Genomic DNA, 26896 nt, shown 5'->3' on the forward strand with positions numbered 1-26896 from the left:
AATCATGTTTTTTCGCAATGCATTCACCGGCCGTAAGCTCGCCACCTTGGGGTTCATCTGGCTTTGCCTCATCATTGTCGCGGCAATTGCGGCGCCGCTAATTGCGCCCTTTGACCCGTTAGAAATTGATCCAGTCGGTCGTCTGGCTGAACCAAGTTTTCTGAACTTTTTTGGTACCGACCATTTTGGGAGAGACACCTTTTCACGCGCAATTTACGGCGCTCGGATGACCGTGTTAATCGGGGTGGGAAGCGTCGTGGTTGCCTTGGTTTGTGGTGGACTGATTGGTATGATGTCAGCCTATTTCACCCGGCTCGGCCATTTTTTGATGCGCGGCATCGATGTGTTGATGGCTTTTCCCGCTTTGTTGATGGCACTTGTGCTCATCACCTTGCTGGAACGCAGCGTATTCAACACCATTCTGGTGATTGGCATAGTATATGCGACAACGACCGCCCGCATTCTATATGGCATGACGCTGAAACTAAAAGGCGAGGTGTTTGTTGATGCAGCCATTTGCTCAGGGGCTAGCCATCGGTCCCTTCTTTTCCGCCATATTCTGCCCAACCTGATTTCACCGTTGTTGGTACAGGCGAGTTTCATTTTTGCATTCGCTCAATTGCAGGCCGCAGCGCTCGACTTTCTGGGCCTTGGTTTGCCACCGGAAGTCCCCAGCTGGGGCAACATGTTGTCTGAAGAGCGAATTTATGTGACCCGCGCGCCGTGGCTTCTGATTTATCCCGGCATGCTGATTGTTTTGTCAGTGTTTTCAATGAACTTAGTAGGCGACGCGTTGCGCGATAGCATCGATCCCCGCTTCAAAGACGATATTGCGGGGGTTTAGTCATGGCATTGCTGGAAGTTAAAAACCTTGAGATTGCTGTCAGTACCGGTGGCAAGCTGCTACCTGTCGTGCAGGATGTATCCTTTAATGTTGAGGAGAATGAAACCCTAGGCATTGTTGGAGAAAGCGGATGCGGCAAAAGCCTAACGTCCCTCGCGATCATGGGATTGCTGGGCGGCACCACTGTTCGGATTACGGGCGGTGAAATTCATTTTGACGGTATGAACCTGCTTACCCTGTCCGCAAACGAACGTCGTGCCATCATGGGGAACCGGATGGCGATGATCTTCCAAGAGCCTATGACAAGCCTAAACCCAGTTTACCGCATTGGTGATCAGATTGTTGAAAATCTACAACAACATCAATCGCTTTCAAACGCAGCAGCCCGTGACCGTGCTGTTGAATTGCTGACACTTGTTCGCATTCCAAATCCGTCTGAAAGAATTGATAGTTTCCCCCACCAAATGTCCGGCGGCCAACGTCAACGCGTGATGATTGCGATGGCACTATCGTGTGACCCAAAGCTTTTGATCGCTGATGAGCCGACGACAGCGCTTGACGTAACGGTCCAAAAAGAAGTTCTCGAGTTAATGGCCGATCTGCAAAAACGCATGGGAACCGCCATTGTCCTAATCAGCCATGACCTTGGGGTTATTGCTGAAACCTGCGACAAGGTTGCCGTAATGTATCGCGGTAAAATCGCTGAAGCTGCGCCGACAGCTAACCTGTTTGCAGAATTGGCTCATCCCTATACACGCGGGCTTCTAAATTCGATTCCCGTCGTCGATCATGACGTTGAGTGGCTTGAAGCCATTCCGGGGCGGGTGCCAACTTTGGACGAAACCTTGACGGGATGTGCTTTTCATCCACGTTGCGCGATCGCAACCGACCTTTGTGCTTCCACCGCGCCTGAAACAACCCAGTACAAGCAGGGTCACAGCGTGCAGTGCCATTTTGCAGGAGGAAAGTCATCATGACCGACCCATTGTTGCGCCTCGTTGACCTGAAAACCCATTTTCATACGAAAGGCGCGGGTCTTCTGGGTGAGAAGAAAGTAATTAAAGCGGTTGATGGGGTGTCGTTTGATATTGCGCCCGGTGAAGTTTTAAGCCTTGTCGGAGAATCTGGCTGTGGCAAGTCCACCGTTGGGCGGACCCTTACGCATTTGGAAAAGTCGACATCCGGGCAAGCTTTGTTTGAGGGGCAAGACTTTCTCCCCCTATCTCGGGCAAAATTCCGACCGTTGCGGCGTGAAATTCAAATGATCTTTCAGGACCCTTTTGCATCACTCAACCCGCGTTTGACCATTGAGCAAACATTGGGAGAGCCGCTCTTTATTCACAAAATATGCGAAACCTGGGCCGACGCCCGCAAACTCATTGCCGATACGCTTGAAACCGTTGGGATGGACCCAAAAGTGATGAAACGGCACCCCCATGAGTTTTCCGGTGGTCAGCGTCAGCGCATCGGCATTGGCCGCGTCATGATCTTAAAACCAAAGCTGGTGATCGCTGATGAGGCAGTATCTGCGCTTGATGTGTCGATCCAAGCCCAAGTATTGAACTTGATCAAAAAACTGCAGCGAGACAGTGGAATTTCGATGTTGTTCATCAGCCATGACCTTGGCGTTGTGCGCCATATCAGTGATCGCGTGGCGGTGATGCTCGCAGGCAAAATCGTCGAAATGGGCGACAAACGCCAAATTTTTGAAGCGCCCCAGCACGAATATACGCGCAAACTGCTTGCATCAATCCCTCGCATTTCCTCCAAATAACGCGTTGCATGGTGATCAAAATTTTTGGAGATTTGCAAATACCCAGCATTGCTTGTGCAACTCCGTAACGAAGGTAAGCGTGCTGTAGTTGCCGCCAATTTCGCTTCAAAGTTGTAACTGGCTTGATCAGTTGATACTTTCAGGTTCAGGCGATGCAAAACCCGGGGAGAAATTCGTGAAAACTCTTAAATGCGATTTATGCGACCATGAGGCTCAAGGCGAGACATTCCAAGACTGGATGAAGGCGCTGATGCCCCACTACTCTGATGCGCATGCTGATGTAATGAACAACAAGGCAGGCAAATCCGAAGAAGAAATGAAACAAGCTCAAGCGAAGTGGATGAGTGACAACCAAGCAAGGTTTGACGCAGCTTAGGCCAGTTTTAGGGGTCAAGAGGATGCGAACCCGCACGCACAGCGGGCGGCAACCAAACACAGCGCTTCATTTTAAGGAATGAGTGGTGTTGAGTTCGACATAAACCCGACGAAGATGAACAAAATGCTGCTTCGCATTGTTCGGCTATTTATACCAGTCCGCTTTGACTTTTCAGTTTACGCGGGAAGTGAATCCTGTCACTTTCCTCGCAGATATTTTCATGTTGTTCTTGGTGCACTCCTCGTTAATTTCCAAGTATTAGGCTGTTAAGGCCAATCGAACTAACTCTTTGGCGATAAACCAATCGCCGCTCCCGAAGGCTGTAAATCGATTGATTTTTTGGTTCCTGCAGACGTAGCGGGACCGTTGGTGAACTTGAATAGGCGTTTGCCCCCAATGCCGGGATTGGTTTAACGCAAAAATTGGTGCAAGGGCGGAAACGCGCAGATGATCGACAAGTATCGATGGTATGAAAAAGTTGGCATATATCTCGGTATAGCGGTTTTTTTGACCTTCATTCTTGCGCCATTCATTGAGGCATTTTTGGTTTCAATGCGGCCGCGGCGTGAGATATTTTCCATTCCCTACCAAGCACTTACCGACGGTATGAGCTTTGACGCCTATTTCACAATGTGGGAACGCATGCCAAGGCTTGGGCTCTACATTTGGAACAGCCTCTTTATCGGGACATGCGTCACCATCATCACTTTAACTGCAGTAATACCGGCGGCATGGGCCTTCGCACGTTTCAGATTTAAGGGCGATAATGCTTTGCTCGCAGGCTTCCTGATGATCAATATGTTGGGTGGCGCGGTATTGATCGTGCCGTTGTTCAAGATAATGATGCATTTGGACCTGCTGAACACTTATTGGGCGGTAATTGGCCCCGGGGCCGCGTTCCTCATTCCGACTGGGATTTGGCTGCTGCGCGCATATCTGATGAAAATTCCGCGCGAACTTGAAGAAGCCGCATGGGTCGATGGCGCATCCAGAATGTACATTCTGTGGCGGGTGATTATCCCGATTGCCAAACCCGGAATTGTTGTCGTCACCATCGCCACCTTCATTGGCGCTTACGCGCAACAATTCTTATTCGCAATAACTTTTAACACAGCGCAACACCTTCATACGCTTCCCGTGGGGTTGTATATTTATTCCAGCGGATCAACAGTGGCTCCAAACTGGGTGATGGCAGCCTGTCTGGTCGGCATTTTGCCGGTGATGGTTATCTATGCCTTACTTGAACGGCACATCGTTGCAGGCCTAACCGCTGGAGCGGTAAAGGGCTGAAATCGCTATGCATTGCTAGCCTGATGGTCGGATCTAAACACCACAAAATATCCGATCGCAAACCCTATTTCTGTGAGCATAGCTAACCAAATGCCGGGACCTGCATAGCCCCGGAAGAATTCATATGCGCCGACAACTGCCAATCCACCCATGGTGACAGCCAGCCCTAACGATATAGCTGAACGCGCGCTCGACGCTTGTGCATTTCGGCTGAGAAAAAGCAAAGTAGCCAGTCCTAAGAACAGCATTCCAGCGCGCTTGGCGAGAAAATCACCCACCGGGTCACCTGCTAAACTAAATATGAAATAGATCACCTCTGGCAGAGCGACTAACAAAATGGCAAGTGTCGTGCATAATAAGGATGCAGCTATGTTTAAGGTGCGAAATGTCATTGTTTGCCCATCTGTACAGCGCTCGATTTATTTGAAATCAAAACACTCTCGACAAAACTCTACCATGTGGCAAAGTGTCTGACGCCAAGTCTGCTCTGGTTGGATCAGAGCGTGAGGACCAATGGGCAATGGTCTGACACTTCTGGCTGACGCACGGCGTCAAACGCCCGCACCGCACGCTCATCAGAGACCAACATATAATCCGCAAACCTGCCGGGCTTTTTGTAATGCGTGTTTCGCGTGCTGGTGAAGCCGCGTCCTGTCACCAGTTCCGTCAGCCCTGCCCGCGCCAATATTTGAAGCGTTTCGCTGTTTGGTTCCACGTTAAAATCACCGCAGACCACAACCAGGTCTTCTGGCTCACGCAATTGTTGTGAAAGCTCGAGCAAGCGCCTTGCTTGCGCGGCACGTTCGGGGGTGTCCATCTTCCCATTCAAATCCCGCAAGCCATGCATGTGGGTAAGACTGATGGTGCGATTGTTCTTGGCGTCATAAACCCGCACCCCATGTGCATTGCGCGGCCGTGGATGCTCTCCATATCCGTTGGTCGAATATGATTTATGCACGAAACCTTGCACCTGCCCGATTATGGGCAGCGACTTATGGACAAATGTCGCAAGGCCAAATTGTGAGGGGATGGATTTGTTCCCGTGCCAAAGCTCCCCCTCAGCCGCAGGGCAAAAAATCGCGATATGATCTGGCAAAGCATGGGCGACATCACGAAAGAAATTAGCACGTTGCGGCAGGATGTGATCACCGTCGCGATAGGTCAACCATTCCTTATCAGTTGCGGGCGTGTGGACAACTTCTTGCAGGCAAAGAACGTCAGGATTGGCATTACAGACATAAGCCACCAACGCCTCGCCCAGCTTTCCGCCCCAACCATTCAGGCACATGATATTCATTGATCAATCCCCAGCCAATGTACGTGCAGCATATTTGCGATACTGATGCGTTTCTGCAAGGGCCGATCAATTTGTGATGTTCGGGTTCTCTCAACGTCAAATCAGCCGAAACATAGGAAAAATTGCTACGCCTTCTTCACCCACTTGCCGTTTGCTTCTTGTTGCCAATAGGTCAGTTGGTGCTCGTCTTTTAGGGCTTTCCACGCCTGTCGGGCGCGGTTGACAACGTCTGGGTCGTGGCCGTCAAACATGAAGACGAGGCGTTCATAGTTTCCGACGTCAACTGGCACCGCCCCTTTGGCGAAGAAGCGCAATTGGGCGTTGTTGGGATTTGATTGGTCTAGAACCAGCGCAATCGGAAGGTCTGAGGCTTGTTCATCGTCACCCAAACTGTGGGGCAAGAAGCTGTCTTCGCGATAAGTCCAGAGGGCTTGATCGACGCCTGCCAAAGCGTCCTCCTCGCCGATTTCGATCACAGCTCGCCAGCCGCGTTCCAGCGTTTTTTCGAGCAAAAGGGGCAGCACCGCTTCAAGCGGGCGCTGCTCCAAATGATAGAATAGGATCTCGGTCAAATTGGTTCCCCGACCCCTTTATTTCTCGTAATTATCACGAACGAGCTGATCCAGCAGCGCCACACCAAAGCCAGTACTCCAGCTTTTGCAAATTGGCGTGGCCGGAACGCCCATCGCTGTTGATAGATCGATGTGTGCCCATGGCACGTCACCCACAAAGCGTTTCAAGAATTGCGCGGCGGTGATTGCGCCGGCCCAACGTCCGCCGATATTTTTCATATCTGCGAATTTTGAATTGATAAGCTTGTCATATTCAGGGCCCATCGGCATGCGCCAAACGCGCTCGCCAGCGGTTAGTCCAGCTTCCGTTAAGCCTTTTGATAGATCATCGTCGTTCGAGAACAGACCTGCATACTGATCGCCAAGCGCGACCATGTTCGCGCCGGTTAGTGTCGCCAAATTGACCATAAACTTCGGCTTGAATGTCTCTTTGGTGTACCATAGCGCATCGGCCAAAACCAGACGACCTTCAGCATCAGTATTTAACACTTCAATGGTCTGACCGGACATGGATGTGATAATATCACTTGGGCGCATGGCATTGCCGTCGGCCATGTTCTCCACCAAGCCAATAACGCCAACAGCGTTGACTTTGGCTTTGCGCATGCCAAGCGTTTTCATGATGCCGGTAACCGCGGCCGCGCCGCCCATGTCGCCCTTCATATCTTCCATACCGCCAGCTGGCTTAATGGAAAGACCGCCACTATCAAACACAACGCCCTTCCCGACAAAAGCGATCGGCGCGTCGCCCTTTTTGCCGCCGTTCCATTTCATAATCGCCATGTGCGACGGACGCCGTGAGCCATAACCAACCGCCAGCAATGCGCCCATGCCGAGTTTGGTCATTTGCTTTTCGTCTAGCACTTCAACTTCAAGCCCATCGGCTTCAAGATCTTTGGCAGCTTGCGCAAATTCAACGGTGCCAAGTATGTTTGCAGGTTCGTTGACCAAGTTGCGCGCCGTGATGGTGCCTTGTGACACAGCATTTTGGATTTTGTCAGCGGCCATTACGGCTTTTTTGTCGGCAACAGCAAGGGTCAGCTTGAGTTCTTTAGGCGGCAAATCATCTTTTTTGCCTGGGTTTGTTTTGTATTTATCAAAGCGGTAATGGCCAAGACGTAACCCAGCTGCGAAGTGGGCAATTTGTTCGGCACTTGCTTCAATATCAAAGACAACGGTTGCATCACTGGCTTTGAGGCCACGCAACTGATTAACAATCGTGCCGCCTGCGCTGGCAAAATCTTTTGCCTCACTATCTGCGCCTAATTCACCAACACCGGCCAGCAAAACCTGATCGGCATCCACACCATTTGGCGCAAACACATTGAAAAAGCTCGCACTTTTCGCTTCAAATGTTGAGGCTTTTGAGAGTGCTGAAAGATCAAGTCCTGTTTTGCCCCAAATGCTAGATGCCTCAGTGCCTAGTGAAAGCTTGTCGCCAACCAGCAGGCAAATCCGTTTGGATTTTACTTTTGAAAAGCCGTCAATTTTTAAATTCAGTATCTGATCCATCAAATCGTTCCATCTATGTGATTTTTGCATTGTGAATTGGCAACAGCCGAGGCGGGGCGCATTTTTGGTGCGCCGTTTTTTCGCATCCTGCGCTGATGAAATAGAAAGTTCAATGCTCAAATTTGCTTTTCAACTTAACAGACACAAAATTTCACTCTGTACGGCCACAATTGGCTATGGCAAACATGACATATGGATTTGATTTCGCGCTATTTATTTAATCGATATTTGACATCAGCATTTGGACTTGTGCTGCTGATGGCCTTTTTAGGTTGGATGGTACAATTGTTGCGTACAATTGACTTGGTCACGGCTAAAGGCCAAGGCGTTTTGACCATGTTCAGCCAGTCCATTCTGGTGGTGCCCGAAGTCGTCAGCATTATTCTCTTCATCTGCGTGGCACTGGGTATTTCGCGTAGTCTGCGGGCGATGCAAGTGAGTAAGGAACTGTTCCCAATCCACTCAGGTATTGGTCTTAAACCGCTATACAGATCGATCATGATGATTCTTGTTGCTGGAGTAGCGATGGAAATGAGCCTGACCCACCAGTTGGTTCCGATGTCCAATCAATTGGCGGCAAAACGTTCAGACGAAATCAATGCCGATTTGATCGCAAATTCCTCGCGACCCGGACGCTTTACGGAGGTCGGCGCGGGCCTAACCTTAATGATCGAAGGTCGCGATGACGATGGAACGGGCTTGGGATTTTTCTTGCATGATGAGCGCGACCCAGTGCGCAGCCAAACGACCTTTGCTGCCCGTTCTCAACTTTCAAAAATTGATGACACGCTCTTCATCCGCCTGACCGACGGCGCAATCCAGTATTACACCTATGAAACAAAGCAGCTATCGACGCTGGAGTTTGCGACATATCAAGTTTCGGTCCGCAATTTGGCGCAATCAAACCTGTTTGCTGCAGTGGAACCAACAAGCGTTGAATTGGTCGGCTTGATCATGGCAGGGGTTAGCCCGACGCGAAATATAACGCTTCTGCATAGCCGATTATCCTCATCCATTTACTTAATCAGCCTCGCCATATTTGCGTTCTATCTTACGATGCAGCCCACGATGATGCGTTCTAAGTCGCGACTTAATGCTGATGTGTTGATTTTGGGCATGGGCGTTTTTGTGAAGGTACTTGGCACAAGCGCAAAACAATTTGTCAGCACTGACCTCAGCTATGTGGCTGTGCTTTATTTGATCCCGATAATTCCATTATTAGTCGCGCTGGTAATCGCGTGGCGACGCAAAGCATTTACGCCAATTCCTTCGCAATTGAAGGAGGCAATTCAATGAGTAAGTTGGGCCAACACTTCACCATCAATATTCTGCGCTCCATTTTGCTGGTGACATTTTTGTTTTTTTGCTTGGTTGGTTTGATTGAGATTGTGGAAACGGGCAACCGTTCCAATGCCGGGCTGTTCGACAAACCTTGGACAACCCTTGCGGCTTCAGCGCTGTCGGCCGCAAAGTGGGCGCTAGACTTGCTGCCCATTGCATTTTTGGTTGGCGCTGTTCTGGCGCTGATGGATTTGCAAAATAATCGCGAGATCATCGTGACAAAAGCCAGCGGCATCTCAATTTGGGACATTACCATGGTGCCCATTGCAACCTGTGCTGCGTTGGGTCTTTTGGTTAGCTACTTGATTGAGCCTTTGGTTTTAGCTGGCAATGAAATGTTGGAACGTCACACTGGTGTCGTTGACGCCGCCAAGTTTGATCAGGCCGGAAAAGACCGTTGGATAATCCAAGATAATGAAAGCGGTAAATATTTCATTCGGGCCAACGCCCTTTCCGATGATGGATTGCAAATGCGCGACGTGTTTGTTTTTCAAAAAGGAAGCCCTGAAACACCCGCAGCTCAGATTTTCGCGGAGTCTGCACAATATGATTCTAGTGGATGGCAGCTGGAAGACGGCCATATCCGTTCAAGTGATAGTAAAAGCGAGCCGTTTTCGACCTTGTTCATCGCATCCAATGCATCAAAAGAAGAGATAAATTTGCAACTTGGTTCCGTGCATCAAATGGATATTTACACGTTGCGGGCGTTCCTTAACGGTGTTTCGAGCGTAGGTGAAAATGTTTCGTCGGCACAAATGCGGCTTAAACGTATGGAAGTACTACCATTTTTGCTTGTTGGTTCTTTGTTAATCGCGTTTGCATTTACCTCCGGTTATCGTCGACACGGCACTTCCGGATCGCAGGTTCTATATGGTATTGTGCTGGGGTTTGTGCTTTATGTTGTCACGAAGCTACTAGACCGCTCCGGCGGATCTGGTGCGATGGATGCAACATTGGCCGCATGGGGACCTGCAATAGTCGCAATTGTTATTGGAACAAGCGTGCTATTGTGGAAGGAAGACGGATGAGTATAGCGCGTAACCACGCGGGTTGGAGTAGTTTGCGAAGGGCGTTGCGCAACACGATTTTTGTGTTGGGCTTTGCAATCGTGCCTACTCAAATAGTGGTTGCCGATGAGATTCTCCCACCTGATTTTTTCGCAACGCAGCAACTTTCGTCTACTGGTTCCATATTGGTTTCAGCGGACTTTTTGAATGTGGACAACAACACATCGATTGTAACTGCTACCGGCAATGTTCGCATGTCCACTGAAGGATACTTGGTGGCGGCGGAGCGTGCCGAATACAACCAACGCACAGGCAAGGTCATTCTGATTGGGTCTGTCGCCGTTCGTGATCCAGATGGCCAAGAATATATCGCCGACCGTGCTGAGCTGTTCGGTGGTTTCAAACAAGGGTTTTTGAAGTCCCTCGTTTTTGAAACACCAGAGGGATTGCGATTGAGTGCGGTAGACGCAGAATTTCAAACCAAGACCAAGATCATTTTGGACGACGCAAACCTAACCCCTTGTGGAAATTGCGTTGACAAAAAGGGCCGTCAAGTTGGTTGGCGCATAAAAGCAGCAAGAATTGTGCGCGACACCGACCAAAAGACCATCTATTTCACTAAAGGCACACTAGAAATCGTTGGTATCCCTATTGCATATTTGCCGTGGCTGGCGTTTCCGGACCCCACACTGACAAATATCGAAGAAGTTCTGCGGACAGGTTTATCCTATAGCACCGAAAAAGGCGTCGCCATTAAATACCCTGGGTTCGTCTGGCATGACGCAAACCTTGGGCTGACAATTTCACCTGAATTCTATACCCGTCAAGGTGTGTTGGGGGAAGCAAACTGGCGCAAAACCTTTGGCAAAGTAACCTATGCAGCCGATGCCTGGGGCATTTACCAACTCGATCCATCTGCATATGCAGGTGAGCTTGGCGAAACGAATTTCCGAGGCGGCTTTCAGCTCAAAGCCAACACAACGATAGCTGATGGCTGGGTGACAGGTGGTCAATATACTGCCTTCACGGACCGCGCGTTCCTCCCTGATTACGACAAAGGCAACCGCGAGGGTGATTTTGCCGTTCAGAGCATTTACACCACGAAACTCACACCCGATAGTTTTGTTGACGCCCGTGTCGAGTACCGCCAAGGATTGGGAAATAGTGGCGCGGCAATCGAAGCCAAGCAAGGCCAAATTCTGCCGCAAATTATCGGCCACCATGTCAGTGATTTACCTGACGGCAATGGACAAGTTTTATTGGACGGCAAGCTCATCAATATTGTGAGAACTGATGATAGCAGTTCTTCCGTCAACGGCGTCGAATATGTTGATGGTTTCAGCGGATCCAAAATACACTTGATGATGCAAGCAGCATGGCGCAACGAGTGGGCCCTGCCCGGCGGCATATTGGTCGCGCCCTATCTCGGTTTACGCGGCGATGTTGCTCAATATAGTGATGCAAGCACGCATGCCAGCGCACCAAGCGCGAGCTTAAGCCATTCAGCAACACCAATAGCGGCGCTTGATGTGAGCTGGCCGCTCGTGGCAGATGGAGACGGCGTAACGCATTATTTCACACCTCGGTTGCAGGTAGTTTCCCGTGGCGGCCCAACCTCTACCGGTATAACAAACGAAGATGCTCAAAGTTTTGTATTTGACGACAGCAACTTGTTCAGCTTCAACCGTTTCTCAGGAATCGACCGGCAGGAAAGCGGCACACGCGCAAGCCTTGGCCTATCCTATCACGCTGATTTGGACGACGGTCGTTGGTTCGACGTGACTATCGGTCAATCCTATCAAATTGGTGGAACAAACGGCGCAGCTGTGGCTAACCCGAACCAGACCGGGATTAATTCTGGGGTAAATGATGGCGCCTCGCACATTGTGATTGCTGCAAAAGGCACACCTTGGGCCGGGCTTGAAGTTGGCACGAAAATGCTAATCGACCCAACAGACGCTTCGATTGATCGCGCCGCGGTCGCGGCAAAATATGTGCACGAACTGTTTAGCGTTGGAACGGATTACGCTTACCAGTCAGCGGACATGGCACCGGGGGTTACAACCAGTCGTCAAGAAGTTGGTGGCAACATATCTGTGTATGTAAGCGACTATTGGACTGTTGGCGCGGACGCTCGCTACAATTTGTCCACGAACAAATTGGACAATTACGGTGTCAGCCTTGGATATGATGATCAATATACCGCTGGCAGTGTCTATTACAAATCCAAAGGAGTTGATGGGTTTAAAGGCGACCTTGTCGGATTTAAGCTGAAACTCAAAATGTTGGCGGATGTCGGGTACGATCACAATTTGTAAGGCTTGATCCCAAAAATGGCCGCATTCTTTGCCCACACATGCCCTTGCGTGATACATGACACCAATTGGCACATGTTATCAATTGACAAGCGGCCCCAAAATCTAATCAGGAATTGAATAATGCGTATTGTTGGCTTGATCCTAATTGCACTTCTTAGCTTTACCAGCATCGCTGGAACTGCATATGCCGCCAAAGTAAAAGTGATCGTAAACGGTCAAACCATAACCGACCACGACATCAACCAACGCGCCTTGTTTATGCGATTGGAGCGACGGGGAAAATCGAATTCTGACCGTCGCGCCATCGCACAAACTGAGTTGATCAATGAGGCATTGCAGGTTGCCGAAGCACGCCGGTTAGGTTTCAAAGCTGATGAGAAGGCCGTTGAAGCTTCCTATCGCCGCATTGCTGTGAACGCAAAACTGAGTGTTGGACGCCTTAACACCATTTTGAACGCCGCTGGTGTGCAAACAAAAACAGTAAAAGATCGTTTGCGGGCGAACCTTGCCTGGCAAGCTGTGGTTTCTCAAGTGTTGCGCCAAAAGGTCAAAATTTCAGATGTAGACTTGGATCTTGCTGCACGCGAGGAATTGGGCGAAACTGTCACATATGACTATATGTTGACCGAAGTTCTGTTTTTGAGTTCTGGCGGCAAGTCAGTGAAGTCTCGGACAGCCCAGGCCAACCAATATCGTCGCAACTTTAATGGCTGCGAGAGCGCAGTAGAACTCGCCCTCTCCTACCGAGACGCGGCGGTTCGCAAATTAGGACGCCGCCATTCAACACAATTGGCAAAACCGATTGCGCTTGAACTTTCAAAGCTAAAAGTTGGTGGATTGTCGAAGCCAAGAACAGTGGCGAATGGCGTTCAGATGCTTGCGGTTTGCGAGAAAAACCAAGCCAATGACCTTACATTCGTGAAGGGAAAATTGCGCAACGAAGTTGGCTCTGAGAAATTGAAAACTGAGTCTGATGAATATTTGAAGAAGCTGTTGGAGCAGGCCACTGTAGAGCGGCGTTAATTTCAAATGGCTAACCATCAGGCCCCAATAGCCCTAACCATTGGTGAGCCGGCCGGCATAGGCCCAGACCTGATCTTGCAGCTATTTGCTGATCGAGAAAATAGAGCATTGCCGAATTGCGTATTGTTCGGGGACGCGGCATTTCTGCGCGCCCGATCAGAACGATTGGGGCTCGACGTCAACATCACCCCAATTTCATCGATTGAAGAAGTACACAACATTGCGGCAGATGAACTTGGCGTGCTCGATGTCGGCCATACTGCACCAGATAATCCAGGTTTTTTAGACAAGTCATCCGCGCCGATGGTGACGAAATCTATTGAACATGCGGTTGACGCGGCCAAGCTAGGCGATGCGCGTGCTGTCGTTACTGCGCCGATCCACAAAGCAAATCTGTATGATGCAGGTTTTGAATATCCCGGGCATACAGAGTTTTTGGCGTCATTGTGCAGCGAAAATGGGGTTTCCCCGCGTCCTGTGATGATGCTCGCCCATAGAGACAAGCGTGCCATTCCGGTGACAATCCATATTGCCCTTAAGGAAGTGTTTTCGCGGCTCACCACCGGACGAATCGTTGAAACAACACGCGTTGCTTTCCACGACTTGCGCGAAAAATTTAACATTGAGGTGCCACGCATTGGTATCACCGGCCTTAACCCACATGCCGGCGAAGATGGCGCAATGGGTGATGAAGAAATCCAAATCATTGAGCCGGCGATTGCTGAACTTGCAGAACGATACAACATAAAGGTAGATGGGCCCCTACCCGCGGACACGGCCTTTGCACCCCATATTTGGGGAAGCTACGATGTTATGATCGCAATGTATCATGACCAAGCCCTAATTCCGGTAAAGGCAATTGGATTTGATGCGGGGGTCAATATTACACTTGGCCTGCCGATTGTGCGGACATCCCCAGACCACGGCACTGCGCTAAGCCTAGCAGGCAGCGGCCAAGCGTCGCCCACCAGCATGTATGAAGCGATCATGCTTGCCGACAATATGACCAAACAAGGTAATGTATGAGCCAGATTGATAGCCTTCCTCCTCTGCGCGACGTAATCAACAAGCATGGATTGAGCGCAAAGAAAGAGCTTGGTCAAAACTTCTTGCTCGACCTAAATTTGACCGCACGTATTGCGCGCATTGCTTCGCCGTTGGAAGAATCAACCGTGATAGAAGTTGGCCCCGGGCCCGGCGGGCTAACGCGAGCGCTGCTTTCCGAAGGGGCGAGGAAAGTTATAGCGATTGAGCGAGATGAACGGGCCTTGCCTGCTCTAGCAGAAATTTCTGAAGCATATCCGGGTCGCCTTGAGGTGATCTCTGGCGATGCGATGGAGATCGACTATGCCGCTTTAGCGCAAGGGCCAACAAAACTTGTGGCCAATCTGCCCTATAACATCGCGACGCCGCTGCTGACCGGCTGGTTGAGCCTTCAAAGCAAAGATCCGGTGTTTGAAAGTCTTACACTGATGTTCCAGAAGGAAGTTGCAGATCGCATTTGCGCAAAACCGCGCACAAAGGCTTATGGACGTCTGTCGATTCTATGTAGTTGGATGACGGACGCACATGTCGCACTAAATGTTGGAGCCGCGGCATTTACGCCGCCGCCGAAGGTGACGTCATCTGTTGCACATCTAGTGCCTAAATCGCTCGATACAGATCTGAAAATTCAAAATTTGGAAGCCGTGACTCGGTCCGCATTTGGGCAGCGTCGCAAGATGTTGCGCCAGAGCCTGAAGGGACTAAATGTTGATCTTGAACTTTTTTATGAAGCAGCGGGCATTAAGGGAACCGAACGCGCAGAAGAGTTAAGCGTGGAACAATTTGTGGCGATGGCAGAGCTTTATCAACGGATGAAGTGACAACTTCTGCGCATCGAATTGGGCAAAAAACCTACCCCTAAAACGCAAAACACCCGCTCGAACCACGAGCGGGTGGGCATAGCAAAATTTATGCCTGAACCAAGTATTGTGAGCGTTAACATCAAGCCCCTTATGAGAAGATCAAGGCGAAGCAGAAAATTGTCTCCTCCCGTCACTACTCGCTTAATGTGTAGCAACAACAACTTAGCAGACGTATGACGAACTGTATATACGCAAAAGTCATCATTTTTTCAAAGATTGACCTTGAGCTTTTAAGCCCCTATTTGGCCGCAAGAACAGATTCAAGTTGCTCCTGCAAATCTTTGACAAACAAGGGTAAGTCCTTTTGGCGTTCTCGCTGCATGCGTGCCGCACTGATAATTTCGCTGACCAATGTGCAACTTTTGTCCAAATCTTTGTTTACGATGACAAAGTCGTACTTTTCCCATTCCTTGAGTTCTTTTCGTGCCGTTTTCAGCCTTTTTTCAATGACTTCTTCGCTGTCGTCAGCGCGGCGTTCAAGACGGTGTTTAAGTTCAGCAATCGAAGGGGGAAGTACAAAGATGCCAACAATATCCTCGGCACATTTTTTATAGAGCTCCAACGCGCCCTGATAGTCGATATCAAAGAGGACGTCTTTGCCTGACGCCAATTGCTGTTCAATTTCAGCCGATGGCGTGGCGTAGAAATTGCCATGCACTTCGGCCCATTCAAGTAACTTGCCCGCATCGCGCAACTGTTTGAATTCATCAACAGTCCGAAAATGATAATCCACCCCATCAACTTCGTTTGCGCGCTTTGGCCGCGTGGTCACAGAAACTGAAAGTTGAATATTGTCGTCCTGGCGCAATATCGTACGTGAAATTGACGTCTTTCCGGCGCCAGACGGCGAAGAAAGAATGAGCATAATACCTCGACGTTGAAACATAGTGGACATCAACCTTTATCAAAACTGCTTGTCGTCAAATTAGACGTTGAAGACGAACATGCTGATAGCGGTCAAAATTTCAAGTCTTTTTGCAATTTGGCGGCGAAGAACTGCACCCATATTGGACGAGTTATTCAATATTTTGAATCTGCTCACGCAGCTGATCGATCGACGCTTTGAGGTCCAGCCCAATCGCGGTGAGCTCGACATTGTTGCTTTTCGAGCAGAGTGTGTTTGCTTCTCGATTGAACTCTTGGGCAAGAAAATCAAGCTTTCGACCAACCGGCCCACCCTGTTTGATCAGGTTTCTGGCGGCTGCAACATGTGCCGTGAGGCGATCCAACTCTTCGCGAATATCAGCTTTCGTTGCCAAAACCAGCGCCTCTTGGTGAAGACGATCTTCGGACAGGCCGATTTCAGAATCTGAGAGTGCCGCGACCTGATCCTTCAACCGCCCCAAAATCGCTTCGCGGGTGCGGGACGGATTTGATTCTGCGGCAGCAGTAAGGGCTTCGATCTCGGTTAAACGATCTGCGATCACTTCAAGCAATTGCGCACCTTCAAGGCGGCGTCCTTCTAGCAAATCGTCGATGACAATATCCAAATCTTCAAGAATGTTGTTCTTGAGTTCGGCCCGCGCATCGTCCGATAATTCTGCTTCTTTGACCTCAAGCACACCCTTAAGCGCCAGAATGCCGTCTAAACGCGGGCGGTCAGCTTCAATACGGCCGGAAAGCGTGTCGATAGCATCCAGTGCCGTACCAAGTGCCTGCTCATTCACGCTGACTTCGGTCTGCGCGCTATTGTTGGTGACATTGAGGGCCAAATTTACCGCGCCACGATTTAGGCGTTGGCTCAATCGCTTGCGCGCCAAATGTTCTAGATCATCCAATCCTGTTGGCACCCTCAACCTGATATCAAGCCCGCGCGCGTTTACAGTCTTCAGCTCAATCGTATAGCTGCAAGCCTGGGCATTTCCAGAACCGCGCGCAAAGCCGGTCATGCTGGCCAAAGGTTTCATCATTTGTCGCATTCCTTGCCTCGTCAAATTGGAACCCGCCACGCCCCAATTCGCTTGCGGTCTAGGGTCTAGCCCTAATTGTTGGTTTCATTCTTATCGCTTTGCTCTGCTTCCAAAGCATCTTTGGCGGCTTGCGCCTCGGCATCCGCAGCTTGTTGACGTTCTTTTTCAATTTTGCGCCACGCAGCAACATTTTTCTGATGTTGCTTGTAAGTTGGGGCGAAAGCATGACCACCCGTGCCATCAGCTACAAAAAATAGTGCGTCGCTTTCGGCAGGATTTGCGACGGCTTTTAGCGACTCTATTCCTGGATTTGAAATTGGTCCTGCTGGCAGCCCATCAATTTGATAGGTGTTATAGTCTGTTTTGGCGTCAATCTCAGAGCGTCTAAGGCCTCGTCCAAGCACCCCCTCACCCTTTGTGATGCCGTAGATGATGGTTGGATCAGACTGCAGACGCATACCCTTGTTCAGACGATTGACGAAAACAGCAGCAACTTCTGGACGTTCGCTTGCAAGGCCGGTCTCTTTTTCGACGATGGATGCCAGTATGACGAATTCTTCAACCGTGGTGATCGGAAGGCCTTCTACGCGCGTTGCCCAAATCTCTGCGACAGCTTTGTCGTGTGCTTCTTTCATCTGAGCAATGACGTCTGCACGACTACTGCCCCGTTCAAATGAGTAAGTATTTGGAAGCAAAGAGCCTTCTGCGGGTAGCTCAGCAATTTCACCGGTGAGATTTTCGACGCCACGCATCCGTTCAACAATCTGCCACGATGTAAAGCCTTCGGGCACTGTAACATTATATTGCACTGGCCGCCCTTCAACGAGCGTATCCAAAATCTGTTTCATGCTGGCATTTGCAGGCAGCAAATATTCGCCGCGCTTTAGGCCAGCAGCACCTTCTGTGGCCACCGCACCAAATCGAAACACATACATGTTGTCGATGATTTTTTCGTCTTCCAACTTCTTGGCGACGATGTTCAGGCCAGCGCCTTCGGGAACCACAAACACTGTTGCAGCAGAGATTTGGCCAGTTTTGTGAAACTGTGTCACGCCGTAATAGACCAACCCAATGGCGGCTACTAAGCCAATAACAATCAGTGTCAGGAACGCATTAAGCGTTTGAATAAAACCGTTTTGTTTTTTTCTTTTTTTTACGCGATTTGAATCAGCCATGCACCCTAAAACTCACTGTTAAATTTGCGCGCATTTTGGTGCCACGAATGCGGCAAAACAAGGGGAAAATGTTGATTTTACAAAAAACTTGGCGAATTAATCCGCTGTACGGAAAATCAGCGATGCGTTTGTGCCGCCAAACCCGAAAGAGTTTGAAAGCGCGACGTTGATTTCCTTCTCAACGGGCACATTTGGCGCCAAATTGATCTCAGTTTCAACTGAAGGATTGTCCAAATTGATGGTAGGTGGCGCAATATTGTCGCGCATGGCCAACAGCGAGAAAATCGCTTCAACCGCACCCGCTGCGCCCAACAAATGGCCGATTGCCGACTTAGTCGAGGACATGACTGCATTCGACGCCGCATCACCCAACAAGCGGGTTACCGCGCCGAGTTCAATTTCGTCGCCAAGTGGAGTCGATGTGCCATGAGCGTTGATATAATCAATATCAGAAGCTGCGATGCCCGCACGTTTCAGCGCGGCGGCCATGGAGCGATAACCACCGTTCCCGTCGGCCGCTGGGGCTGTAATATGATGCGCGTCGCCTGATAGGCCATAGCCGATTACTTCGCCGTAAATTTTTGCGCCGCGTGCTTTGGCGTGCTCATATTCTTCCAAAACAACAATACCAGCGCCTTCACCCATCACGAAACCGTCGCGATCTTTGTCGTAGGGACGAGACGCTTTTTCTGGACTGTCGTTAAAGCCGGTGGAAAGGGCGCGGCATGCCGCAAAGCCTGCCAAGGAAAGTCTGTTCACAGGTGATTCTGTACCACCTGCAACCATGACGTCAGCATCGTCAAATGCGATCAAACGGGCAGCGTCGCCAATGGCGTGTGCGCCAGTTGAGCAGGCTGTAACCACTGAGTGGTTAGGACCCTTAAGTCCATGTTTGATAGAAACATATCCTGACGCGAGATTGATCAAACGTCCGGGAATAAAAAATGGGCTCAGTCGTCTAGGGCCACGTTCTTTAAGGGTAATCGCGGCATCGTAGATGCCACCAATACCGCCAATGCCCGAGCCGATTAATACACCGGCCCGTTCTTTTTGCTCTTCGGTCTTAGGCTCAAAACCACTGTCTTGAAGTGCCTGACCTGCAGCTGCCATCCCGTAAACAATGAACGGGTCGACCTTACGTTGCTCTTTTGGTTCCATCCAATCATCAGGATTGAAGGTTCCGTTCGAGCCGTCACCAAATGGGATTTGACACGCAATTTGGCAAGCCAAATCGTCAACTTCAAATCCAGTGGCACGAGCTGCGCCGCTCTTTGAAGCAAGAACATTGCTCCAAACGGCATCGGCACCCGTGCCCAATGGGCTAACAACGCCCAAACCTGTAACAACAACCCGTCGTAAAGTCATAACAGCACTATAACCAAAGGTTACTTATTTAACAGCTTTCTCAAGGAAAGAAACTGCGTCGCCGAATGTCTGAATGTTTTCGGCTGCATCATCAGGGATTTCAACGCTGAATTCTTCTTCAAACGCCATAACCAACTCAACCTGATCGAGCGAGTCCGCGCCAAGATCATCAATGAAGCTAGCTTTTTCTACAACTTTTTCGCCTTCTACATTTAGATGCTCAACAACAATCTTGCGAACGCGATCTGAAATGTCGCTCATATTTAGTTCCTCTTCGCCAATTTAATTTCACCCGACGATGTATTAATTCATCGTCATGATTACAAGTTCCCCAAGGTGGATCAACCCACTTAATAGCCAACAAATGCGTTTTGGGCCTGCGTTGGAGGGGGCACTATCATACTTTATCGCGTTTGACCACATCGGTTACGCATGTTGTGCACATGAGAAAACCAACTATGGCCCGCCAATCTAGATCATCGCCATGCCGCCATTCACATGAATGGTCTGTCCTGTAACATATGCTGCCTCGTCACTGGCAAGAAATACGGCGCTTGCTGCAACTTCGTCGGCTGTTCCTAATCTGCCACCAGGAATGGTCGACAAAATGCTTTCGCGCTGCTTTTCGTTCAACTCATCAGTCATTGCCGAGGCTATAAATCCGGGCGCAATTGTGTTCACTGTGATGCCACGGCTAGCAACTTCCTGAGCGATCGATTTAGACATGCCAATCAAACCAGCTTTTGACGCTGCGTAGTTACCCTGCCCTGGGTTGCCCGTAACGCCAACAATTGAAGTTATGCCAATGATGCGTCCCGCACGCTGTCTCATCATGGTTTTAACCGCAGCACGTGACAAGCGGAATGCAGCCGTTAAGTTCACAGCAATCACATCGTCCCATTCGCTATCTTTCATGCGCATGAAGATGTTGTCGCGGGTGATGCCAGCATTGTTCACGAGAATGTCTAAGCCGCCCATCGCCTCGATTGCAGATGGGATAAGCTGATCCACTGCCTCAAGATCTGAAAGGTTACAGGGAACAATATGCGTTTTACCTGAAATCGAAGCCGCTACCTCTTCAAGTTTTTCAACCCGCGTGCCTGAAAGTGCAACTTCTGCACCGCATTGTGCCAAGTTCTGCGCAATTGCCCGGCCAATGCCGCCACTTGCGCCGGTAACCAATGCACGTTTTCCGGATAGATCAAACATAGTCGTCCCATTTCCCACTAGATGGATAATTCTAACTTATAAAGATGCTGCGAAAGCTTCAATGTCGCTCGCTGAATTCAAAGGCACTGCCTTTACATCACGATTGATGCGACGCGCAAGGCCAGACAGTACTTTGCCTGTGCCCAACTCGGCCAGCTCCGTCACGCCGCCTTCGCCAGAAAGCCAAGTGACAGATTCAGTCCAACGCACTTTGCCGCAGACTTGCTCGACCAAGCGCCGTTTTATTTCTTGGGGGTCGGAAATTGGTGCGGCCAACACGTTAGATACAAGCGGCACCACTGGTTCCAAGATCTCAGCGTTGGCCAATGCGCTTTCCATTACTTCGGCCGCCGGGCCCATCATCGAACAATGGAATGGCGCACTAACGGGCAACAACATCGCGCGTTTCGCGCCCTTTGCCTTTGCTAGCTCAATCGCGCGTTCAACAGCTGATGCTTCACCAGACACCACGACTTGGCCGGGTGCATTGTCGTTTGCGACGTCGACGACACCGCCTTGTTTGGCCGCTTCGGCAACTTCTTCAACGTCCGCCAACTCAAGACCCAAGATTGCTGCCATGGCACCTTCACCAACAGGCACGGCTTGCTGCATGGCGCGACCGCGGGTCTGCAATAGACGGGCAGTATCGGAAATTGAAAGCGAACCAGCAGCACAAAGGGCAGAATATTCGCCGAGCGAATGGCCCGCGACGTAGTCTGCAATATCAGCGACTTTTACGCCCTTTGTTTCCAACACCCGAACGACGGCCATTGAGACAGCCATCAGCGCAGGCTGAGCATTTTCGGTTAAGCGAAGCGTGTCTTCGGGGCCCTCAAACATGGTTTGGGACAGTTTTGTTTGAAGCGCTTCATCAACTTCGTCAAAAACAGCCCTTGCCTCTGCAAAATTCTCTGCAAGCTCTTGGCCCATGCCAACAGCTTGGCTGCCTTGTCCGGGAAAAGTGAGTGCTCTTTTTGTCATTCTTGTGGCCTTACAATCAGGGAAACTAAATACAATTATTGGTTTTGTTATAACTGAATATCGTATGTTAGCCAGTCAGTTTTGCGCGCGACATGGTCATATAGCCCCCGTGCGCGGTAATTATTGTCCGCGGTAATCCAGCGCACAATCTCATATTCTTTATCTGCTGCTAGCTGGCGAATGTGGGCGATTAGTGCCTCAGCGGCGCCACTGCCGCGGCTATCTGGATCAACGAACAGGTCATCTAGAAACAGGCCGGTACTGGCCGCGAGTGGGCGCAAAAATGTGCGGCAATGGGCGATGCCGACAATGTTTTCTTTTGCATCTATTGCCACCAGACCAAAAAGGTTCTGGTCGTCAGTGTGCAGCCAATTCCAAACACGCTCGCGCATCTCTTCAGTTTGTGTCGAATTATAAAAACGCGCATAGGCGGCATATAGCTCGCCCCATTTTTCGCGATCTAAATCGAGTAAAACCCGCACACTAATATCTGACATTCACTGCCCTCTTAAAAAAGCAATCGCGCAACATATTGAGTTGCACGATCTGGAACGTCATTTTATTCCACCACAAACCCCGGTTGCAAGGTTTTGTGTGGTTTATTCACTTTTCGCTGTGAATAGAGGAAATCCGCGCCAAAAACCCAGTTTGGACTTGCAATATTGTTGGACGCCATGTAGGTAGCGCCAGTTCGTTTGGCCGGGGGCTGAACGGAGGATCGGTTTGCTATGGCTTAACCGAATGATATCAGGAACGGTATCGGCCTCCCGTGTTCCCGCTCTTTGTGAATTTATTTTGGACGCCTTTTTTCAGGTTTTCAAATTGGCTTTGCGCCGGCGAATGGACAGAATTGTAACTTAACAAAAGGCGTTCAATATGCCCCTTTATGAGCATATTTACATGGCTCGTCAGGATGTTTCGACTTCACAAGTTGAAGAGCTGACAAAGACATTGAGTGAAATGATCACCTCAAACGGTGGTACAATCGGCAAAACAGAATATTGGGGTCTTAAGTCCCTTACATTCCGTATCCGCAAGAACCGCAAAGCACACTATACATTGATGAATATCGACGCGCCTGCTGCTGCAGTTGCTGAGATGGAGCGCCAAATGCGCATCAATGAAGATATTTTGCGTTTCATGACTGTTCGTGTTGACGAGCATGACGAAAATCCTTCTGCAATGATGCAAAAACGTGATGATCGTAGCGATCGTCGCGGTCCACGTCGCTTCTAAGGAGATTTAAAGATGGCAATTCGTGATCTAACTACTTCTCAAGCGCGTCGTCCGTTCCAACGTCGTCGCAAAACTTGTCCTTTCTCTGGCGCAAACGCTCCAAAGATTGATTATAAAGATGTTCGCTTGTTGGGACGTTATGTTTCAGAGCGTGGTAAAATTGTTCCAAGCCGTATCACGGCTGTTTCTGCAAAGAAACAACGTGAATTGGCCCGTGCTATCAAACGCGCGCGCTTCCTTGGTCTAATTCCATACGTCGTAGCTTAATCCGCCCCCGATAGGGCGTTGGGGCGAAATGTGCCCCTAACCGCTTCATTGAAGCGGGACAGCACTGGAGAAATAAAATGAAACTAATCCTTCTTGAGCGCGTTGGCCGTCTTGGCACAATCGGCGATGAAGTAAACGTTAAAGACGGCTTTGCCCGCAACTTCTTGTTGCCACAAGGTAAAGCCCTTCGCGCAAACAATGCGAACCGCAAGCGTTTTGAAGCTGAGCGTGAGCAAATTGAGCAGCGCAATGCTGAGCGTCGCGATAGTGCGATGGCTGTTGCTGAAGCAGTGAATGGCCGTAAAGTGACCATCATTCGTCAGGCTGGCGAAACTGGTGTACTATACGGATCAGTATCATCACGTGATATTTCTGACGCGTTGATTGCTGAAAACATTCAAGTGACCAAAGCACAGGTTGACCTACGTCTGCCGATCAAAAATGTTGGCCTTCACAATGTTGTTTTGACATTGCATGCTGAAGTTGACTCTTCGATCACTGTGAACGTTGCTCGTTCAGCTGACGAAGCTGAGCGCCAAGCATCTGGTGAAGATTTGTCAGTGGTTTCTTACGACGAAGTCGAAGAAGAAGTTGTTGAAGAAGCAACTGAAGACGAAGCTGGTAACGAAGAAGCATCAGCTGAAACTGCAGAGCAGTCAGACGAAGAAGAAAAATCTGCTGAATAAGCTCATTTTCAAATTTGATGAAAAGGTCGGGTTCGCCCGGCCTTTTTTGTGTTCTAAATTCGCGCAATCGCGACAAGCCTAAAAATTTTTCCCCACTAATCACAGCACCGCTTGCTCGAATCGAGTAGAGTTTTAAGTAAATGCCACTTTTGCTTGAGTGTGCACGGCTGATGGTAAAGAGTAGAAGCCGATTGGAGGCCAGAATGGACGCGGTTCAGCAGTTACATCCGACTGAGGAAGAATATCGGCTTGCGCCACATAATGTGGAGGCCGAACAGGCTCTGCTGGGCGCTATTTTGGTCAATAATGAAGCCTTTGATCGTGTGTCGGACTTTTTGTTGGTCGAACATTTTTACGAACAAGTTCACGCTGACATCTACACAGTTTGTTCAAAAATCATCCGTTCAGGAAAACGAGCCACGCCGATCACGGTGAAAACATTTTTGCCGGACGAACTAACGCCCGATTTCACCATGTCGCAATATTTGGCGCGACTTGCATCGGAAGCCACAACCGTTTTGAATGCGTCGGATTATGGTCAAACAATTTATGACCTGGCCATTCGACGAAAACTGATTGAAGTGGGCGACAACCTTTCAAGTGAAGCCTATACGTCCGACGTTGAAACACCGCCAAGCAAGCAGATCGAAGAAGCTGAAAAAGCCCTATTCGAATTGGCGGAAAAAGGTCGGTATGAAGGCGGATTTGTCGACTTTAACTCAGCTCTTCGTGAAGCGGTTGATATGGCTGGTGAAGCCTATCGTCGTGATGGTTCGCTATCCGGACTTTCAACTGGCCTAACCGATATGGACCGGGTGATGGGCGGATTGCAGCGTTCTGACCTTGTCATTCTCGCGGCGCGTCCTGCGATGGGTAAAACATCGCTTGTGACCAACATTGCCTTTAACGTGGCCAAAGCATTTGAACCCGAAACGCTGCCCGATGGCACGATCAAAGCCAAAAATGGCGGCCGGGTTGGTTTTTTCTCGCTCGAGATGTCCGCCGAACAGCTCGCGACGCGTATTTTGGCCGAGCAATCAGCGATTTCCTCGTCTGATATTCGGCGCGGTAGCATCCACGAAAGTCAATTTTCCAAACTGGTTGAAGCATCGCAGGAAATGGCTAAAGCGCCGCTCTATATCGATGACACCGGTGGTTTGGCGATCTCGCAATTGGCGGCACGGGCACGCCGCCTGAAACGGCAGAAGGGGCTGGACCTTTTGATCGTCGATTATTTGCAGCTCCTTTCCGGTTCGAACAAGAATGCAGGCAACCGGGTGCAGGAACTGACTGAAATTACCACAACGCTCAAAGCTATCGCTAAAGAGCTGGAAGTGCCTGTGATCGCCCTCTCCCAGCTTTCTCGACAAGTTGAAAGCCGAGACGATAAACGTCCTCAACTATCTGACTTGCGTGAATCGGGCTCAATCGAGCAAGATGCCGACGTGGTGCTGTTTATCTATCGTGAAGAATACTATTTGAAAAATAAGATGCCGAAGGAAAACACACCTGAGTTTTTCACTTGGCAGGCAGAGATGGAACAAGTTGCAGGGCGTGCGGAAGTGATTATTTCTAAGCAGCGTCACGGACCTACCGGGACTGTTCAGCTACACTTTAACGCAAATATTACACGTTTCGGTAATCTTGCACGTGACGATTACTTACCGGAACAACTTGATTAATGACAGACCACGCAATGATCAGCTCAGGACAGTTACGGATCGATCTTGATGCGATCGGTCGAAACTGGTCGGCGCTAGATAAGATTTCACCAGGAACCCTTACCGGGGCTGTAGTGAAAGCAAATGCTTATGGCTTGGGCCTAGAGCCTGTCGCCAATGCTCTTTCAAAAGCCGGTGCACAGTTTTTCTTTGTCGCCAACCCGGAGGAAGGGTTGCGATTGCGTAAGGCATTGCCAAACGTGCATATTTTCGTTCTCGGTGGGTTGTGGCCCGGTACATCAGATCTTTATGCAAGCCAGCGGATGATGCCGATTTTGCATTCGATGGCAATGTTGGATGAATGGTTGAATTTTTGCGTTGAGCGCGGTGAAGCCTATCCGGCAGCATTGAACTTTGACACAGGCATGAACCGTCTTGGTTTTCGCATGAGCGATGTCAATTGGGTGCGCCAGCAAATGCAGCGATCTGGTTATCAGCCGCAAGTGATCATGAGCCACCTGAGCTGTGCGGATCAGCCAAATCACGAGAAGAACCGCACACAACTCGCCTTGTTTCAGTCGATCATGGCGCATTTTCCGGATACCCCAGCTTCACTCGCCAACTCGGCGGGATTGATGGCAAATAAAGCCAACCATTTCCAATTGGCTCGGCCCGGCATTGCCCTTTACGGTGGTCGGGCGATAACAGGTCGTCAAAACCCGCTTACGCCGGTCGTCCATTTAGATGTGCCTATTTTGCAGGTTCGTGACGGGAAAACCGGCGAAACTGTGGGCTATGGCGCAGAATATACCTTGCAGCGGGACAGCAGGATCGCCATCATCTCAGTTGGCTATGCCGATGGATTTTTGCGTTCTTTGAGCAGTTCAAACGGACATCAGGGTGCTCGATTGGCCATCAAAGGACAGTTGGTTCCGGTTTTGGGCAAAGTTTCCATGGATTTGGTTGCGCTTGACGTCACCGGCTTTGGCTTAAACGGCCCTGTGCCCGGCGAAATGGTTGAAGTTTTGGGGGCCAATGTGTCCATAGATGATCTCGCAGACGCTGCAGGCACCATCGGCTACGAAATTCTTACGTCGCTGCAGGGGCGCTACCACCGCGGTTATTTGGGCGGCGAAACGGAATAA

At 49.9% G+C, this 26896-nt stretch carries 27 protein-coding genes and 1 pseudogene; 16 read left to right on the forward strand and 12 right to left on the reverse strand.

The window, feature by feature from the left end; translation table 11 throughout:
- The first annotated feature begins 4 nt into the window (after positions 1 to 4).
- The 5 genes from AC2D8L_RS06285 (at position 5) to AC2D8L_RS06305 (ending at position 4284) form a co-directional block, all read left to right on the forward strand.
- Positions 5 to 844 (forward strand): ABC transporter permease, encoded by an 840-nt coding sequence (locus AC2D8L_RS06285; protein WP_484684583.1) that lies wholly within the window; start codon positions 5 to 7, stop codon positions 842 to 844.
- 2 nt (positions 845 to 846) lie between these two features.
- Positions 847 to 1821 (forward strand): ABC transporter ATP-binding protein, encoded by a 975-nt coding sequence (locus AC2D8L_RS06290; RefSeq protein WP_484684584.1) that lies wholly within the window; start codon positions 847 to 849, stop codon positions 1819 to 1821.
- On the forward strand, positions 1818 to 2618 hold the full coding sequence (locus tag AC2D8L_RS06295) for an ABC transporter ATP-binding protein (RefSeq protein WP_484684585.1): 801 nt from the start codon (positions 1818 to 1820) through the stop codon (positions 2616 to 2618). The genes AC2D8L_RS06290 and AC2D8L_RS06295 overlap by 4 nt, the downstream gene beginning before the upstream one ends.
- Positions 2619 to 2793: 175 nt before the next feature.
- A complete protein-coding gene (locus tag AC2D8L_RS06300; protein ID WP_484684586.1) occupies positions 2794 to 2994 on the forward strand; it encodes a hypothetical protein in 201 nt (66 codons plus the stop codon).
- A gap of 447 nt (positions 2995 to 3441) precedes the next feature.
- Positions 3442 to 4284, forward strand: coding sequence for a carbohydrate ABC transporter permease (locus AC2D8L_RS06305; RefSeq protein ID WP_484684587.1), 843 nt, complete (start codon positions 3442 to 3444; stop codon positions 4282 to 4284).
- 5 nt (positions 4285 to 4289) lie between these two features.
- Here the strand turns inward: AC2D8L_RS06305 and AC2D8L_RS06310 are convergent, their stop codons facing one another.
- From AC2D8L_RS06310 to AC2D8L_RS06325, 4 genes are all read right to left on the reverse strand, one after another.
- Positions 4290 to 4676 carry a hypothetical protein gene (locus AC2D8L_RS06310; protein ID WP_484684588.1) on the reverse strand — a complete coding sequence of 129 codons (387 nt, stop codon included), beginning with the start codon at positions 4674 to 4676 and terminating at the stop codon, positions 4290 to 4292.
- Positions 4677 to 4780: 104 nt separating this feature from the next.
- On the reverse strand, positions 4781 to 5581 hold the full coding sequence (locus AC2D8L_RS06315; protein WP_484684589.1) for an endonuclease/exonuclease/phosphatase family protein: 801 nt from the start codon (positions 5579 to 5581) through the stop codon (positions 4781 to 4783).
- A 125-nt stretch (positions 5582 to 5706) separates the two neighbouring features.
- A complete protein-coding gene (locus AC2D8L_RS06320; protein ID WP_484684590.1) occupies positions 5707 to 6153 on the reverse strand; it encodes a DNA polymerase III subunit chi in 447 nt (148 codons plus the stop codon).
- An 18-nt stretch (positions 6154 to 6171) separates the two neighbouring features.
- Positions 6172 to 7665 (reverse strand): leucyl aminopeptidase, encoded by a 1494-nt coding sequence (locus AC2D8L_RS06325; protein ID WP_484684591.1) that lies wholly within the window; start codon positions 7663 to 7665, stop codon positions 6172 to 6174.
- A gap of 192 nt (positions 7666 to 7857) precedes the next feature.
- Between AC2D8L_RS06325 and AC2D8L_RS06330 the strand changes: the two genes are divergently transcribed.
- From AC2D8L_RS06330 to rsmA, 6 genes are all read left to right on the forward strand, one after another.
- Positions 7858 to 8961, forward strand: coding sequence for an LptF/LptG family permease (locus tag AC2D8L_RS06330; RefSeq protein ID WP_484684592.1), 1104 nt, complete (start codon positions 7858 to 7860; stop codon positions 8959 to 8961).
- The gene (locus AC2D8L_RS06335; protein ID WP_484684593.1) at positions 8958 to 10034 is read left to right on the forward strand and encodes an LptF/LptG family permease; all 1077 of its coding nucleotides are present in this window, start codon (positions 8958 to 8960) and stop codon (positions 10032 to 10034) included. The genes AC2D8L_RS06330 and AC2D8L_RS06335 overlap by 4 nt, the downstream gene beginning before the upstream one ends.
- Positions 10031 to 12331: an LPS-assembly protein LptD gene (locus tag AC2D8L_RS06340; protein WP_484684594.1), complete on the forward strand. Its 2301-nt coding sequence runs from the start codon at positions 10031 to 10033 to the stop codon at positions 12329 to 12331. The genes AC2D8L_RS06335 and AC2D8L_RS06340 overlap by 4 nt, the downstream gene beginning before the upstream one ends.
- A gap of 120 nt (positions 12332 to 12451) precedes the next feature.
- The gene (locus AC2D8L_RS06345) at positions 12452 to 13354 is read left to right on the forward strand and encodes a peptidylprolyl isomerase (protein WP_484684595.1); all 903 of its coding nucleotides are present in this window, start codon (positions 12452 to 12454) and stop codon (positions 13352 to 13354) included.
- Positions 13355 to 13360: 6 nt separating this feature from the next.
- Complete coding sequence (pdxA, locus tag AC2D8L_RS06350; RefSeq protein ID WP_484684596.1) at positions 13361 to 14380, forward strand: 4-hydroxythreonine-4-phosphate dehydrogenase PdxA; 1020 nt, start codon at positions 13361 to 13363, stop codon at positions 14378 to 14380.
- Complete coding sequence (gene rsmA, locus AC2D8L_RS06355; protein ID WP_484684597.1) at positions 14377 to 15219, forward strand: 16S rRNA (adenine(1518)-N(6)/adenine(1519)-N(6))-dimethyltransferase RsmA; 843 nt, start codon at positions 14377 to 14379, stop codon at positions 15217 to 15219. Before pdxA ends, rsmA begins: the two co-directional genes overlap by 4 nt.
- A 280-nt stretch (positions 15220 to 15499) precedes the next feature.
- Here the strand turns inward: rsmA and gmk are convergent, their stop codons facing one another.
- From gmk to AC2D8L_RS06395, 8 genes are all read right to left on the reverse strand, one after another.
- Positions 15500 to 16147, reverse strand: a complete 648-nt coding sequence (gene gmk / locus AC2D8L_RS06360) for a guanylate kinase (RefSeq protein WP_484684598.1) — start codon at positions 16145 to 16147, stop codon at positions 15500 to 15502.
- A 130-nt stretch (positions 16148 to 16277) separates the two neighbouring features.
- Positions 16278 to 17171: a YicC/YloC family endoribonuclease gene (locus AC2D8L_RS06365; protein ID WP_484684599.1), complete on the reverse strand. Its 894-nt coding sequence runs from the start codon at positions 17169 to 17171 to the stop codon at positions 16278 to 16280.
- Between the two features lie 71 nt (positions 17172 to 17242).
- Entirely contained in the window at positions 17243 to 18346 is a 1104-nt protein-coding gene (gene mltG / locus AC2D8L_RS06370; RefSeq protein ID WP_484684600.1) for an endolytic transglycosylase MltG, read from the reverse strand.
- 96 nt (positions 18347 to 18442) lie between these two features.
- The gene (gene fabF, locus AC2D8L_RS06375; RefSeq protein ID WP_484684601.1) at positions 18443 to 19711 is read right to left on the reverse strand and encodes a beta-ketoacyl-ACP synthase II; all 1269 of its coding nucleotides are present in this window, start codon (positions 19709 to 19711) and stop codon (positions 18443 to 18445) included.
- A gap of 24 nt (positions 19712 to 19735) precedes the next feature.
- Positions 19736 to 19972: an acyl carrier protein gene (locus AC2D8L_RS06380; protein ID WP_435669114.1), complete on the reverse strand. Its 237-nt coding sequence runs from the start codon at positions 19970 to 19972 to the stop codon at positions 19736 to 19738.
- Between the two features lie 210 nt (positions 19973 to 20182).
- Positions 20183 to 20920, reverse strand: coding sequence for a 3-oxoacyl-[acyl-carrier-protein] reductase (gene fabG / locus AC2D8L_RS06385; protein ID WP_484684602.1), 738 nt, complete (start codon positions 20918 to 20920; stop codon positions 20183 to 20185).
- Positions 20921 to 20956: 36 nt separating this feature from the next.
- On the reverse strand, positions 20957 to 21901 hold the full coding sequence (gene fabD, locus AC2D8L_RS06390; protein WP_484684603.1) for an ACP S-malonyltransferase: 945 nt from the start codon (positions 21899 to 21901) through the stop codon (positions 20957 to 20959).
- Between the two features lie 47 nt (positions 21902 to 21948).
- The gene (locus AC2D8L_RS06395) at positions 21949 to 22398 is read right to left on the reverse strand and encodes a GNAT family N-acetyltransferase (protein WP_484684604.1); all 450 of its coding nucleotides are present in this window, start codon (positions 22396 to 22398) and stop codon (positions 21949 to 21951) included.
- A 379-nt stretch (positions 22399 to 22777) separates the two neighbouring features.
- On the opposite strand from AC2D8L_RS06395, the pseudogene rpsF reads away from it, so the two are divergent.
- The 5 genes and pseudogenes from rpsF to alr all read left to right on the forward strand — a co-directional run.
- Positions 22778 to 23128 (forward strand): annotated as a pseudogene (gene rpsF / locus AC2D8L_RS06400) (30S ribosomal protein S6); the annotation flags it as partial.
- Positions 23129 to 23149: 21 nt separating this feature from the next.
- Positions 23150 to 23404, forward strand: coding sequence for a 30S ribosomal protein S18 (gene rpsR / locus AC2D8L_RS06405; RefSeq protein ID WP_484684605.1), 255 nt, complete (start codon positions 23150 to 23152; stop codon positions 23402 to 23404).
- A gap of 77 nt (positions 23405 to 23481) precedes the next feature.
- Complete coding sequence (rplI, locus tag AC2D8L_RS06410; RefSeq protein ID WP_484684606.1) at positions 23482 to 24090, forward strand: 50S ribosomal protein L9; 609 nt, start codon at positions 23482 to 23484, stop codon at positions 24088 to 24090.
- A 203-nt stretch (positions 24091 to 24293) separates the two neighbouring features.
- A complete protein-coding gene (locus AC2D8L_RS06415; protein WP_484684607.1) occupies positions 24294 to 25772 on the forward strand; it encodes a replicative DNA helicase in 1479 nt (492 codons plus the stop codon).
- Positions 25772 to 26896, forward strand: a complete 1125-nt coding sequence (gene alr / locus AC2D8L_RS06420) for an alanine racemase (protein WP_484684608.1) — start codon at positions 25772 to 25774, stop codon at positions 26894 to 26896. Before AC2D8L_RS06415 ends, alr begins: the two co-directional genes overlap by 1 nt.

It is taken from the genome of Maritalea sp. YIW29 (assembly GCF_057219265.1).